The following is a 13,624-nucleotide window of genomic DNA, read 5'->3' as shown; positions in this document are numbered from 1 at the left end:
CTTTTACTATTAACGGAGTGGCTATGCGAGTTGTCATCCTGGGGAGTGGCGTAGTTGGCGTGACCAGCGCCTGGTACTTGAGTCAGGCGGGGCATGATGTCACCGTCATCGATCGCGAATCCGGCCCGGCGCAAGAAACCAGCGCGGCGAATGCCGGACAAATTTCACCGGGATATGCGGCGCCCTGGGCGGCCCCTGGCGTACCGCTGAAGGCGATAAAATGGATGTTCCAGCGCCATGCGCCGCTGGCGGTGCGTCTGGATGGCACCCCATTTCAACTGAAGTGGATGTGGCAAATGCTGCGTAACTGCGATACCCGGCATTATATGGAAAATAAAGGCCGCATGGTGCGCCTGGCGGAATATAGTCGCGACTGTCTGAAAACGCTACGCGCCGCGACCGGTATCGAATATGAAGGCCGCCAGGGGGGAACGCTACAACTCTTCCGCACCGCGCAACAGTATGAGAACGCCACCCGTGATATCGCCGTGCTGGAAGATGCCGGGGTGCCGTATCAGCTCCTGGAATCCAGCCGACTGGCGGAAGTTGAACCCGCTCTGGCTGAGGTTGCGCATAAATTAACCGGCGGACTGCGCTTACCGAATGATGAAACCGGGGACTGTCAGCTCTTTACCCAGCGTCTGGCGCGCATGGCGGAGCAGGCGGGCGTAACCTTTCGCTTTAATACTCCCGTGGAAAAATTACTGTACGAAAATGATCAGATTTACGGCGTGAAATGCGCCGATGAGATCATTAAAGCAGATGCGTATGTTATGGCGTTTGGATCGTATTCGACGGCGATGCTTAAAGGCATTGTTGATATCCCGGTGTATCCGCTGAAAGGCTATTCATTAACCATCCCAATCGTCGAGCCAGACGGCGCGCCGGTATCGACGATTCTTGATGAAACCTACAAAATCGCTATTACGCGTTTTGATAAGCGTATTCGCGTGGGGGGAATGGCGGAAATCGTGGGCTTTAATACCGAATTACTGCAACCGCGCCGCGAGACGCTGGAGATGGTTGTGCGCGATCTCTTTCCGCGCGGCGGTCATATTGAGCAGGCCACATTCTGGACCGGCCTGCGCCCCATGACGCCGGACGGCACGCCGGTAGTAGGACGCACCCGTTATAAAAATCTGTGGCTTAATACTGGACACGGCACCTTAGGCTGGACGATGGCCTGCGGTTCAGGCCAGTTGTTAAGCGATATCTTGTCGGGTCGCACGCCAGCGATACCCTACGACGATCTGAGCGTGGCGCGATACCGTTCCGATTTTACGCCCACCCCCCCGCAACGTTTGCATAGCGCGCATAACTGATAAAGGAAGTGAAATGACCCGCCCTATACAGGCCAGCCTTGATTTACAGGTAATGAAACAAAATTTGGCTATTGTGCGCCGGGCGGCCCCAGAGGCGCGCGTCTGGTCGGTAGTGAAAGCCAACGCCTACGGCCACGGTATTGAACGCGTCTGGAGCGCGCTGGGCGCCACAGATGGTTTCGCTATGCTCAACCTTGAAGAGGCGATTACCCTGCGTGAGCGCGGGTGGAAAGGGCCGATATTGATGCTGGAGGGGTTTTTCCATGCGCAAGACCTGGAGGCGTATGACACTTATCGGCTGACCACCTGCATCCACAGTAACTGGCAGTTGAAAGCGCTGCAAAATGCGCGGCTTAACGCGCCGCTGGATATCTATGTCAAAGTCAACAGCGGCATGAACCGACTCGGTTTTCAGCCTGAGCGGGCGCAGACCGTCTGGCAGCAATTGCGGGCAATGCGCAATGTCGGTGAAATGACCCTGATGTCACATTTTGCTCAGGCCGATCATCCGGAAGGTATCGGGGAGGCGATGAGGCGTATTGCGCTGGCGACGGAAGGCTTTCAATGTTCATACTCGTTATCAAATTCGGCAGCGACGCTGTGGCATCCCCAGGCGCATTATGACTGGGTCAGGCCGGGCATTATTTTGTACGGCGCGTCGCCGTCAGGACAGTGGCGGGATATTGCCGATACCGGACTAAAACCCGTGATGACGCTGAGTAGCGAAATTATTGGCGTGCAGACGCTGAGCGCGGGTGAAAGGGTAGGCTATGGCGGAAGGTATTCTGTGACTCAGGAACAACGCATTGGCATCGTCGCGGCGGGTTATGCCGATGGCTATCCACGCCATGCGCCGACCGGGACGCCCGTGCTGGTGGACGGTATCCGTACCAGAACAGTAGGCACCGTTTCAATGGATATGCTGGCGGTGGATTTGACGCCGTGTCCGCAGGCGGGAATCGGCACGCCGGTTGAATTATGGGGCAAAGAAATTAAGGTCGATGATGTCGCCTCTGCGGCAGGCACGCTGGGCTATGAGCTACTGTGCGCCGTAGCGCCGCGCGTGCCGTTTGTGACAACGTAACCTAACTCAGGCTAAGGCGTCGACCGGTCCACCGGGGGCGGGTCGACGTTGTCCGGCGACCTTATTCTGCTTCGTCTTCGGCGACGCGTACCCCAATCTTGCGTACCACGTTATCTTCTTTTTCAGCTACCGTCCAAATCATGCCGCCAAACTCCACCTGATCGCCAACGACCGGCGCAGCGCCCAGCAGCTGCTGTATGATTTCACCCAGAGTTTGTTGTTTATCCCGGTATTCCGTTCCTTCTTCCAGCCCGTAGATAAGCGCCACGTCGGCGAATTTCGCGTTCGCTTCGAGGATAAAATCGCCAAAGAAACGCTGATCTAACGAAACCGGCGGCGACTGGCTAAACAATTTGCCCAGCGCTGGCAGATCGCGCTCCCGGCCAATCACGCAGAGTACGTCGCCTTCCTGCAGGCGAGTGCTACCCGTGGGGTGAAACAGTTCATTATTGCGAAATAGCGCGGCAATGCGGGTTTCGTTCGGCATATGCAGGTCGCGCAACGCCGCGCCGACGCACCATTTGTCGGCGCTCAACTGATAGATGAATTGCTCCCACGGATTATCAGGATGGATGTCAAGCCCCACGCGCGATACTGGCCAGCCAACCGGAGGCACGACCACTTTAGCTCTTTTCGCCGCCCATGACAGCGATGTTCCCTGCAGGAGCAGCGACACCAGTACCACAAAGAAAGCGACATTAAAGAACAGGCGAGCGTTTTCAAGCCCGGCCATCATCGGGAAAACGGCGAGAATAATCGGCACTGCGCCGCGCAGTCCGACCCAACTGATGAAAATGCGCTCCCGAAGATTGAAGCCGCGAAATGGCAGCAGGCCGGTAAACACCGACAGTGGGCGGGCGAAGAAAATCATCCAGATGGAGAGAATAAGCGCAGGGACGGCAATCGGCCACAGATCGGAAGGCGTCACCAACAGCCCCAGGACCAGGAACATCGCGATCTGCGCCAGCCAGGCCAGTCCGTCAAAGTTTTGCAGGATGCCATAACGGTTGCGAATCGGACGGTTTCCTAACAGGAATCCGCACAGATAGACCGCGAGAATGCCGCTGCCTTCAAGCGCGGTCGTCAAAGCAAAAATCAGAATACCGCCGCTGAGCGCCAGCATCGGATACAGGCCGCTGGGCAGAGAAATACGGTTGATCATCTGCTGTAGCAGGTAACCGCCGCCGAGGCCAAAAACAATACCGAGACCGAACTGCTGGATAATATGGACGGCAAACATCCAGTCCAGGCCGGTTTCATGTTTCTGGATCATCTCAATTAATGTAATGGTCAAAAAAACGGCCATCGGGTCGTTACTTCCCGATTCGATCTCCAGCGTGGAGCCTACACGTTCGTTTAGCCCTTTGCCGCCAAGCAGAGAAAAGACCGCTGCGGCGTCAGTGGAACCGACTATCGCGCCGATAAGCAGACCTTCGATAAGATCCAGATGAAACAGCCAGGCGGCCATCATACCTGTTAACCCCGACGTGATCAGTACGCCGAGCGTCGCCAGCGACAGCGCGGGGCCCAGCGCTACCCGGAAAGAGCTGGCCTGGGTGCGCATGCCGCCATCGAGTAAAATAATCGCCAGCGCCAGGTTACTGACCATATAAGCGAAAGGATAATTATCGAAAGGAATACCGCCAATGCCATCCACACCCGCTAACATCCCAATGGCGAGGAAAATGACCAGAATCGGGATACCCAGTCGCGATGAGAATGAACTTAACAGGATACTGCTGGTTACAAGGATGGAACCTAAAATAAATAGACTAATAATTGTTGCAGCATCCAACGTTTTATATCTCCTGACTCACACGACTTCGTATTATTTAACATTAACATAATAACGGCCAGGGCAGCGTTTTACTTAGCCTGTCGGGGACTTTTTTTACAATTGCAGCGTAGGATGACCAGATAAAGTGAGTTGAGTCCCCTGGCGCGTATTTTTAAGCGTCGCGTTTGCCCCGATAGGGAGCGTCACCGTACGCTGTTCATGCCCGAAGTCGAGACCGGTAATCAGCGGAACGGACAGACGGGAACGTAAAAACGCGTAGACGCTCTCCAGAGAATAGCCGGCGTCATACTCGTTGGGCGCCGCGCCGCTAAAGCTGCCGAGAACGATGGCGCTCTGGCGGTTTAAAATTCCGGCGTACTCCAGTTGCAAAAGCATACGCTCCACCCGGAAAGGATGCTCATTGACATCTTCCAGCACTAAAATTCCTTTATCGATAGTCGGCATCCAGGGCGTACCGATAAGGGAAATCAACATCGCCAGATTTCCGCCCCATAAGGTGCCTTGTACATCGCACTGAGGGCCGTCACCTTGCCACTCTACGGTAAATTGCGCCTTGCGTAGCGCCAGCCAGAAATGTTGCTCGGTGAACGTATTCAGCGTTTCGGCGCCAAAATTTGCCGCCAGCATAGGACCGCTAAAGGTGATGACATTGGCCTGCGCCAGGAGTCCAGCCTGAATTGCCGTAAAATCGCTATGACCGCAAATCAGTAAGGGATCGCGCTGTTGCCGGGAGGCGAGCGCCTGCCAGTCGATACGATCCAACAAGCGGCTGGCGCCATAGCCGCCGCGAACCGGCATGACGATTGTATCCGGCGACGTTAGCGAGGCCAGCGAATTAACATCGGCCAGCCGTTCCGCGTCCGTACCGGCAAAACGCTGAAAGCGGCGACGAATCACCTCGTCATTCTCCACCTGATGACCAGCGTCAGTCAGGCGCTGAACGCCGCGTAACGCGGCCTGTTGGTTAATACAGTAGCCCGAGGGGGCGATTAAATGAAACAGAGACATGGTAATTCCTTGCTGACAATAGAATGCAAATGTATATCATGCCGCATATATTAGGCGATGTCCCTCGTTGTGCGACGTTTCTGGATGCACGCCAGGGAGGCAACCTAAGTGCCTGGCCGGGGCGGTATGACCTCTTCGACAGATAAGTTACGGCTATAAGGATAGATGACGTGAAATTAAGATGGTTTGCTTTTTTGGTAGTAATACTGGCTGGCTGTAGCTCAAAACAGGATTACAGGAATCCGCCGTGGAATGCCGAAGTGCCTGTAAAGCGTGCGATGCAGTGGATGCCCATCAGTGAAAAAGCCGGGGCGGCATGGGGGGTTGATCCACATTTAATCACCGCGATTATCGCCATTGAATCCGGCGGCAACCCTAACGCGGTTAGTAAGTCCAATGCGATTGGCCTGATGCAGTTAAAGGCGTCGACCTCCGGGCGCGACGTTTACCGTCGTATGGGCTGGCGTGGCGAACCGACCACCAGCGAGCTGAAAAACCCTGAGCGTAACATCTCAATGGGCGCGGCGTATCTGAGCATTCTGGAAAATGGGCCGCTGGCCGGCATCAAAGATCCGCAGGTGATGCAATATGCGCTGGTCGTCTCTTATGCTAACGGCGCAGGCGCGTTATTGCGTACTTTTTCATCCGACAGGAAGAAGGCGATAGAAAAAATTAACGATCTGGATGCGGACGAGTTTTTTGAACATGTTGTTGATAATCATCCCGCGCCGCAGGCGCCGCGCTATATCTGGAAGCTTCAGCAGGCGCTGGACGCCATGTAGTTTAGCGTGAAGATTATTCTCGCACTTTATTCGCCCTTTCTCGGGCCTCGCGCTCAAGCGAAAAAATAATCCGCTGCAACTCCCGCTCCACCGCCGGGCTAACGTTAAGGAAACGAAAGCTCAGGCGGGGAGTGGTGATCGTTTCATTTTTCCCATCAATCACCTTACGCTCGCTGATGGCGATAAGCTGGGCGTCAACGTGAAAAATCCCCCATGGCCCCATGTTCAGTTCAACCTGCGAAAAGCGCGCGCCTTCGATTAGTCCGTCGGGGATGGCGGATTCCAGTAGCGCGCCCATGCCGCCCAGGGAAAGATCAAACAGGCGAAAACGTAACGTACGGGTGTCCGGTAGCGTGGTGACGCCGTAATAAGGCGGATACAGCGGCGCGCCAATACGAAAATACTCCCGGCGCTGGACAAACCACAGTGACGACGGCAGGGGCGTGATAAAGGCCGGCAGCCGCTGATATTCGCCTGTAACGAGTTGCGGCAACGTGAACTCGACTTTTGCGCCCTGCGTTTCTGCGATAATGGTTACCTGCCCGGCACGTAATACGGCGCTATTTTCATATTCCTGGCTGCCGTAATCCACGATGAGTTTTTCCGGGTCTACCGCCAAAATTTTACTGATGAATTGACCATGCGCCCATGAAATACGCAGTGGAACCTGATTTTTATTTAAATCCCGTAGCACGCCTAATATCGCTAATGGATTTTTTTTCAGGAACTGCTCATTGTAACCACTCACACGAAATAACCCCTGATACGCAGACTATCGTTGGGTTATCGGCATCAGTAGAAAGAACTTAATAGCGATAAATAAATTTTTATGTCCGCGAGATAAATCAGTGTTCAGAAATGCGACGCTCGACTTTGCCTATACTTAAAACGTTTTTACTGGAAAGAGGGTTCGCAAATGGGAATTATCGCCTGGATTGTTTTTGGTTTGATTGCCGGCGTTATCGCCAAATTGCTTATGCCGGGGCGCGATGGCGGGGGATTTATCCTGACCTGTATTCTCGGTATCGTCGGGGCGGTCGTTGGCGGATGGCTGGCGACGATGTTTGGTATTGGCGGCAGTATCAGCGGCTTTAATCTGCACAGTTTCCTGGTCGCCGTGGTGGGCGCGATCGTGGTGCTGGTGATTTTCCGCCTTCTGCGACGCGGCTAACCGCTGCAGAACGTGTAAGCGTTGACCCGGTCAGCACCGGGTCAACCTACTATAAACACGCGTTACTGCGTCGCTGCAGACGGCGTTTTTGTCGGCGTTGCGCTTAACGATGCCGGACGAGTAGACGGTACGCTATCGCACGGTTTTTCCTGCGGACAAATCAGATCGAGCATTTTCAGCGTCACGCCGTTGGTCCAGCCAAAGCCGTCCTGAAGTGGATATTCGCCGCCGCCACCGCCGGTTCCGGTGCTGCTGACATCATATTTTTCGACCAGTTTTTTCTCGCGATCGTAGGTGTGCTGCACATTGGTTAAAAAGCGCCAGGTGACTTCCATTGCCACGTCATCCTGCCCATAATTTTGCAATCCTTCGGCAGCGACCCATTGTAACGGCGCCCAGCCGTTTGGCGCATCCCATTGCTGTCCGCTTTTAACCGAGGTGGTAGCCAGCCCGCCAGGCTGTAGCAGATGCGCCTGGGCCGCCGCCGCCACTTTCGCGGCGCGATCTTTCGCGGCGGCGTTTACATAGAGCGGGAACAGCGCGGCAGCGGTGAGTTGGTCACGGATTTTATTGTTCTGCAGATCGTAGTCGGCATACCAACCCTCTTTGTTATTCCACAGATGCATTTCAATGGCTTTTTGCCGCGCGTTGGCCAGCGCGTCATATTGCGAGGCTTCGGCCCGATCGCCCGCCGCAGCGCTGGCGCGGGCGAGGGTTTTCTCCAGCTGATACAGCAGAGCGTTAAGATCGACAGGGACAATCGTGGTGGTACGGATGGTACTGAGCTGCTGCGGATTATCCATCCAGCGGGAGCTGAAATCCCAGCCGGAGGCGGCGGCAGATCGGAGGTCTCGATAGATCTCCGTTGCCGGGCGGTTGGGGTTGCTTTTGGCGGTAGCGATATCTTCAACCCAGGATTCAGGGCGGGGCGTATCCCGATCGTCCCAGTAGCGGTTGAGAACGCTGCCGTCCTCCAGTTTGACGACGCGTTGGTTTTGTTGCCCTGGCTGCAATGTCTCAACGCCCTCCATCCAGTAGGCGTACTCTTTTTGCAGTTGCGGCAGGTATTCTTTCAGCGCATCGTCACCTTCATGTTGCGCCAGTAACTCAACCATAAACGCAAAGAAAGGCGGCTGCGAACGACTCAGGTAGTAGGTACGGTTGCCGTTAGGAATATGCCCCCAGGCGTCAATTTCGTAACCAAAGTTCGCCACCATATCCGCCACCTTATCCCAGTGCCCGCTTTCCGCCAGCCCCAGCATCGTAAAGTAGCTGTCCCAGTAGTAAATCTCTCTGAATCGACCACCCGGCACGACATAGGATTCAGGCAACGGCAAGAGCGAGTCCCACTTTTCGACGTTTTTAGTTGAACGGGTCAGCACCGGCCACAGGCCATCAATATGTTCACGCAATGACTGCCCGGCAGGCGGGACATATTTTTCACCCGCTTTCGGCAGGGTGAAGTTAACATCAACAAAATGGCGCAAATCGAAGCCGGACTGGTTCCGCTGCATACGATAATCCGCAAGAATCATGAGCGGATCGCTATTAGGTATAGCGTCAGCAAAGGTTTTCTGATCGGGGAAGAGTTTTGCATTCTGGACATCATTAAAGAGCGGGCCAAGCAAAATATCCGGCGGCTGCGGAGTTTCAGTGTCGGAAGACGGGTCTGCGGCAGTCGCCGAAAACGATGCAAACGTCAGCAGCGTCCCTGCCAGCGCTAGTTTTATGGCTTTCTGCAGTAGAACAGAACGGCGAATCTCTGGGGGTATCATCAAGTTATCTCCTTAGCGGTGAGCCAAAGCCAACGGCATTTACCATGACAAAACCTTAGTCTACGATGACCAGATACGCGTGATTGAACCGCTATTTTGCGAACAAACAGACATTTTATTGAGACAGAATTTATCGGCGCGCGCGTGGAAAACGGGGTATACAGACAAAAAATCCACGCCGGGACGTGGATTTTAGCGTAATGATTTGTCGCCTTAACCCGGATAGATACCGCGATCTTTACGGGCCAACAGAATGCGCTCACAGGCGACAATATAGGCTGCGGTGCGCAGAGAACAGGATTTCTCAGTCGCTTTCTCCCAGACATGGACGATAGCGTCGGTCATGATTTTGTCCATGCGCGCGTTGATCTCTTCTTCGCTCCAGAAGAAGCTGGCCATATCTTGTACCCATTCGAAGTAGCTGACGGTTACGCCGCCTGCGTTACAGACCACGTCAGGCACCACAAGGATACCACGGCTGGCCAGAACATCATCAGCATCCGGATAGGTCGGGCCGTTAGCCCCTTCCAGCACCAGCTTACACGTCAGGGCTTCCGCGCGCTGACGAGTTATCTGACCTTCAAGCGCCGCCGGGATCAGAATATCCATCTCCAGACGCCAGAACGCATCGCTGGCGATAGTTTCCGCGCCCGGGAAACCGGCTATCTGTTTGTGTTCTGTCTGCCATGCCGTGAGCGCCTTCATGTCAATACCGGTGGCGTTAAACAGCGTCGCGGTATGATCCTGAATCGCCACGACACGGGCGCCAGCGCCTGCAAACAGACGCGCGGCTTCGCTGCCGACGTTACCAAAACCCTGAACCGCAACGCGAGCGCCTTCAACGGCGATATTCGCCCGACGCGCGGCTTCCAGCCCGCTGACGAAAACGCCGCGCCCCGTCGCTTTTTCACGGCCCAGCGAACCGCCAAGATGGATAGGCTTACCGGTGACGACGCCAGTGACCGTCGTGCCATGATTCATGGAATACGTATCCATCATCCAGGCCATCACTTTACCGTTGGTGCCGACATCCGGCGCAGGAATATCTTTCTGCGGCCCGATGATAATGCCGATCTCGCTGGTATAGCGGCGGGTCAAACGCTCCAGTTCACCTTCCGACAGCGAGAACGGATCGACGCGGATGCCGCCTTTGGCGCCGCCGTACGGCAGATTCAGCGCGGCACATTTGATGGTCATCCATGCTGACAGGGCCATCACTTCATTGAGATCAACGTCAGGATGGTAGCGAACACCGCCTTTACCCGGACCTCGGGAGAGGTTGTGCTGCACGCGATATCCTTCGAAATGACGAATAGTGCCATCATCCATTTGTACCGGAATATCGACGATCAGAGCGCGTTTTGGGTGGCGCAGAGTATCCACCCAGGGGGATAACTCGCCCAGATAAGGGGCCACACGCTCGATTTGTTGCAGGTAGGTATTCCAGGCAGATGTGCTGCTATCTGAAGCGTAAGATAACTTATCCATGATAAACCTTAGTGATAAAAGTAATATGTTCTTTAATTGACCGTGGTACATAGTAGATCACACCATGTAGCGATAAATTTAACACTTTTTTAAACAATTAACTCAGATCAAAAATGGCAGGCAGTTGGATTTTCGTTATGTTTTTGGATGAGAAGTGGTTAACTATCCGTTATAAGAGGTGATATATCACTAATTATGCAATTATTTGCTTAAATATGCGCAATATGTGCAAGGCGGCTATTTGTCATAATTATGACGCACCTCTAAAAGTAAACGTTATGATAACGACATGTATCAATGTTATGTCGTCCTGTCGGCGGGGAAACGTCTTCGCCAGGCGCGTAAAAAGATAAAAATAACCGGAGTCAGACGGCGCTGGCCCCGGTTTACCTCTTTATTGTTGACGCGACTCAAGCCATACCAGCGCCAGTGTCGACAGTGAGCACATCAGCAGAATGCCGACAAACCACAGTAAATACCACATCGCTCCCGCTCCCTAATAAAGTTCATGATCGTTGCGGCGGAGGGTCTCCAGGTTGATACGCCCCAACATTTTGTAATAGCTCCATAGCGTATAGAGCAGTACGATCGGCAGAAAAATCAGCACAATCACCAGCATGATTTCGAGCGTCATCTGGCTGGAGGTGCTGTCCCACACCGTCAGGCTGGAGAGAGGACTAACACTCGACGGCATCACAAAAGGAAATAGCGTTATGCCGGCGGTAAAGATGACGCAGGCCTGGGTCAGGGAAGCGAACAGAAATCCACGAATAGTCTGACCGCGAAGGCAGGCATAGAAAGCCAGAATCGGCAGGATCATACCGAGCAACGGGATGATGAGCAGTAGCGGCGAGCGTATAAAGTGGTTCATCCATGCGCCAGGGAGTATCGCCACGCCTTTTAAGAGCGGATTGGAAGGACCGTTGGCATCCTGCGTGAGTAAGACAAAGCCATCAACGCCGGCCCACAGCCAGTAACCGGCCAGCAGGAAGCAGATCACGATCAGCAGCGCGCTGTGGCGGGTGGCCGACAGAGCCCGTTGACGAATAACGCCCTCCGTTTTCAACTGTAACCAGACGCCTCCTTGCATAATCACCAACGACAGACTCAATAATCCACACAGTAGGGCAAAGGGCGAGAGTAACTGCCAGAAGGTGCCAAAATAGTTAACATGAAGCTGCGGCGTGAAGGCAAACGGCACGCCTAAAAACAGGTTGCCGAACGCGATGCCGAATACGACTGGGGGAACCAGGCTGCCGATAACCAGACCGGTATCCCACAGCGCGCGCCAGCGGGCATTGGCGATTTTTCCCCGATAATCAAAGGCCAGCGGGCGAAAGAAGAGGGCACACAGCACCAGGATCATCGCCACATAAAAACCGGAAAACGCGGCGGCATAGACCCGTGGCCAGGCGGCGAATAATGCCCCGCCCGCGAGGATCAACCATACCTGGTTTCCTTCCCAGTGGGCGCCGACGCTATTGATCAACACCCGGCGTTCGTCATCGTTACGCGCTATCAGCGGGAGCAGGCAACCGACCCCCATATCAAACCCGTCAGTTACCATAAATGCCACCAGGATGACGCCGATCAGCAGCCACCAAATGAACCGCAACGTTTCATAATCCAACATGATTGTCTCCTTTATCCCTGTTGTTGCGCTTGTTGTTGATGTTGCATGGCGCTCGGCCCAAGACGCGCGTACTTCTGCATCAGATAGACTTCCGCGATTAAAAACAGGGTGTAAAGTCCGAGGATAAGCCCCATTGAGAAGGCCAACTGGCCCGGCGTCAGCGCGGAGTGAGCGTACCAGGTCGGCAGAATGTCCTGAATCGCCCAGGGCTGACGGCCAAACTCCGTCATAAACCAACCGGCTTCAATGGCAATCCACGGTAACGGCAGGCTCCACAGCGTCATACGCAATACCCAGCGATGCTGGTCGATACGCATTCGCAGCGTCTGTATCAACGCAATCAACATCACCACTAACAGCAGCGAACCGCAGCCGACCATAATACGGAAACTCCAGAACACCGGCGCCACCTGAGGAATAGCGCCACGCTGGGCCGCACGATACTGCTCCGGCGTCACATGGTTCATATCCGGGGCATATTTCGCCAGCAGAATGCCGTACCCCAGATCGCCCTCAACGGCGTGAAACGCATTCAGTACCTGCGGCGAGCGATTGCCTTGCGCTATCTCCTGCATGAGCAGCCAGGCCTCCCGGCCACGCTTCAGGCGCGGCAGAGCGTCGTCCATCAGGTTTTTTAACCCCGGAACCGGCGTATCCAGCGAATGGGTGGCCAGAATACCCAGCAGAGCAGGGATCTTCACGGCAAACGCATTACGCTCCTGTTCCTGCTGCGGCCAGGCAATCAGATGAAACGGCGCGGGCGCGGGTTCGGTTTGCCATTCGCCTTCCATCGCAGCCAGTTTCACCGGCTGAATTTGGGCGACCTCGTAGGCCGAACTGTCCCCCAGTTGCAGGGTTCCCAGAATGGCCAGGGTGCCGAATACTGAGCCGATAGCAAACGAGCGCAAGGCCACCTCACGCTCGCGGCCACGTAGCAGATACCAGGCGCTGATGGACATAATAAACATGGCGCCGGTGACATAACCGGACATGACGGTATGGACGAATTTCACCTGGCTCACCGGGTTAAAGACCAGATCGCTGAAGCTGCTCATTTCCATCCGTAACGTATCGATGTTGAAATGAGCGCCGGTAGGATACTGCATCCAGCCATTGGCATTCAGAATCCATAATGCTGAAATATTGGAGCCGAAGGCCACCAGCCAGGTGACCAGCAGGTGTTGGTATTTATTCAGCCGCTGCCAGCCGAAAAAGAACAGGCCGACAAAAGTGGATTCGAGAAAGAAGGCCAGTAACGCTTCCATCGCCAGCGGCGCGCCGAAGATATCGCCCACATAGTTGGAATAGAGCGACCAGTTAGTCCCGAACTGAAACTCCATGGTCAGGCCGGTAGCCACACCGAGAGCAAAATTGATCCCGAAGAGCTTGCCCCAGAAACGCGTCATATCGCGGTAGACGGTTTTCCCCGTCACCACATAGATCGTCTCCATGACGGCCAGCAAAAAAATCAGCCCAAGCGTAAGAGGAACAAATAAAAAGTGATACAGCGCGGTCAGCGCAAACTGCCAGCGCGATAAGTCAATGACATCCCACATGCTAACT

12 protein-coding genes are annotated in these 13,624 nt (G+C 54.6%); 4 read left to right on the top strand and 8 right to left on the bottom strand.

Going from position 1 to position 13,624, the window contains the following annotated elements:
- Nucleotides 1-23 precede the first annotated feature (23 nt).
- Nucleotides 24-1,322, top strand: coding sequence for a D-amino acid dehydrogenase (locus J4613_RS03855; protein WP_111742329.1), 1,299 nt, complete (start codon nt 24-26; stop codon nt 1,320-1,322).
- Between the two features lie 13 nt (nt 1,323-1,335).
- Entirely contained in the window at nt 1,336-2,406 is a 1,071-nt protein-coding gene (gene dadX / locus J4613_RS03850; RefSeq protein WP_111742330.1) for a catabolic alanine racemase DadX, read from the top strand.
- 61 nt (nt 2,407-2,467) lie between these two features.
- On the opposite strand, the gene J4613_RS03845 is transcribed toward dadX, so the two are convergent.
- Complete coding sequence (locus tag J4613_RS03845) at nt 2,468-4,201, bottom strand: potassium/proton antiporter (RefSeq protein WP_000338376.1); 1,734 nt, start codon at nt 4,199-4,201, stop codon at nt 2,468-2,470.
- A gap of 96 nt (nt 4,202-4,297) precedes the next feature.
- Nucleotides 4,298-5,212, bottom strand: coding sequence for a muramoyltetrapeptide carboxypeptidase (gene ldcA, locus J4613_RS03840; RefSeq protein ID WP_000051603.1), 915 nt, complete (start codon nt 5,210-5,212; stop codon nt 4,298-4,300).
- A 170-nt stretch (nt 5,213-5,382) separates the two neighbouring features.
- On the opposite strand from ldcA, the gene emtA reads away from it, so the two are divergent.
- Nucleotides 5,383-5,994, top strand: a complete 612-nt coding sequence (gene emtA / locus J4613_RS03835) for a membrane-bound lytic murein transglycosylase EmtA (protein ID WP_000776974.1) — start codon at nt 5,383-5,385, stop codon at nt 5,992-5,994.
- A gap of 13 nt (nt 5,995-6,007) precedes the next feature.
- On the opposite strand, the gene ycgR is transcribed toward emtA, so the two are convergent.
- A complete protein-coding gene (ycgR, locus tag J4613_RS03830; protein WP_079798330.1) occupies nt 6,008-6,742 on the bottom strand; it encodes a flagellar brake protein YcgR in 735 nt (244 codons plus the stop codon).
- Nucleotides 6,743-6,910: 168 nt separating this feature from the next.
- On the opposite strand from ycgR, the gene J4613_RS03825 reads away from it, so the two are divergent.
- The gene (locus J4613_RS03825) at nt 6,911-7,165 is read left to right on the top strand and encodes a GlsB/YeaQ/YmgE family stress response membrane protein (RefSeq protein WP_000511323.1); all 255 of its coding nucleotides are present in this window, start codon (nt 6,911-6,913) and stop codon (nt 7,163-7,165) included.
- 62 nt (nt 7,166-7,227) lie between these two features.
- Here the strand turns inward: J4613_RS03825 and J4613_RS03820 are convergent, their stop codons facing one another.
- The 5 genes from J4613_RS03820 to appC form a co-directional block, all read right to left on the bottom strand.
- Nucleotides 7,228-8,940: an alpha,alpha-trehalase gene (locus J4613_RS03820; RefSeq protein ID WP_023261196.1), complete on the bottom strand. Its 1,713-nt coding sequence runs from the start codon at nt 8,938-8,940 to the stop codon at nt 7,228-7,230.
- A 213-nt stretch (nt 8,941-9,153) separates the two neighbouring features.
- A complete protein-coding gene (locus tag J4613_RS03815; protein ID WP_001519734.1) occupies nt 9,154-10,428 on the bottom strand; it encodes a Glu/Leu/Phe/Val dehydrogenase in 1,275 nt (424 codons plus the stop codon).
- Nucleotides 10,429-10,822: 394 nt separating this feature from the next.
- A complete protein-coding gene (gene cbdX / locus J4613_RS03810; protein ID WP_000270301.1) occupies nt 10,823-10,912 on the bottom strand; it encodes a cytochrome bd-II oxidase subunit CbdX in 90 nt (29 codons plus the stop codon).
- Between the two features lie 12 nt (nt 10,913-10,924).
- Nucleotides 10,925-12,061, bottom strand: coding sequence for a cytochrome d ubiquinol oxidase subunit II (gene appB, locus J4613_RS03805; protein WP_000888118.1), 1,137 nt, complete (start codon nt 12,059-12,061; stop codon nt 10,925-10,927).
- An 11-nt stretch (nt 12,062-12,072) separates the two neighbouring features.
- Nucleotides 12,073-13,617, bottom strand: a complete 1,545-nt coding sequence (appC, locus tag J4613_RS03800) for a cytochrome bd-II oxidase subunit 1 (RefSeq protein WP_000263613.1) — start codon at nt 13,615-13,617, stop codon at nt 12,073-12,075.
- Nucleotides 13,618-13,624: the final 7 nt, after the last annotated feature.

Source organism: Salmonella sp. 32020114201800008SM (assembly GCF_017572025.1).
GTDB classification, from domain to species: Bacteria; Pseudomonadota; Gammaproteobacteria; order Enterobacterales; family Enterobacteriaceae; genus Salmonella; species Salmonella enterica.
The sequence above is the reverse complement of the archived record's forward strand: the minus strand, read 5'-3'. Positions and strand labels throughout refer to the sequence as shown.

Excerpts from the sequence above, each read along its gene's own strand:
- ldcA (WP_000051603.1), bottom strand. The coding sequence starts at position 5,212 with ATGTCTCTGTTTCATTTAATCGCCCCCTCGGGCTACTGTATTAACCAA.
- J4613_RS03820 (WP_023261196.1), bottom strand. The coding sequence starts at position 8,940 with ATGATACCCCCAGAGATTCGCCGTTCTGTTCTACTGCAGAAAGCCATA.
- dadX (WP_111742330.1), top strand. The coding sequence starts at position 1,336 with ATGACCCGCCCTATACAGGCCAGCCTTGATTTACAGGTAATGAAACAA.
- J4613_RS03855 (WP_111742329.1), top strand. The coding sequence starts at position 24 with ATGCGAGTTGTCATCCTGGGGAGTGGCGTAGTTGGCGTGACCAGCGCC.
- appC (WP_000263613.1), bottom strand. The coding sequence starts at position 13,617 with ATGTGGGATGTCATTGACTTATCGCGCTGGCAGTTTGCGCTGACCGCG.
- cbdX (WP_000270301.1), bottom strand. The coding sequence starts at position 10,912 with ATGTGGTATTTACTGTGGTTTGTCGGCATTCTGCTGATGTGCTCACTG.
- J4613_RS03825 (WP_000511323.1), top strand. The coding sequence starts at position 6,911 with ATGGGAATTATCGCCTGGATTGTTTTTGGTTTGATTGCCGGCGTTATC.
- appB (WP_000888118.1), bottom strand. The coding sequence starts at position 12,061 with ATGTTGGATTATGAAACGTTGCGGTTCATTTGGTGGCTGCTGATCGGC.
- J4613_RS03815 (WP_001519734.1), bottom strand. The coding sequence starts at position 10,428 with ATGGATAAGTTATCTTACGCTTCAGATAGCAGCACATCTGCCTGGAAT.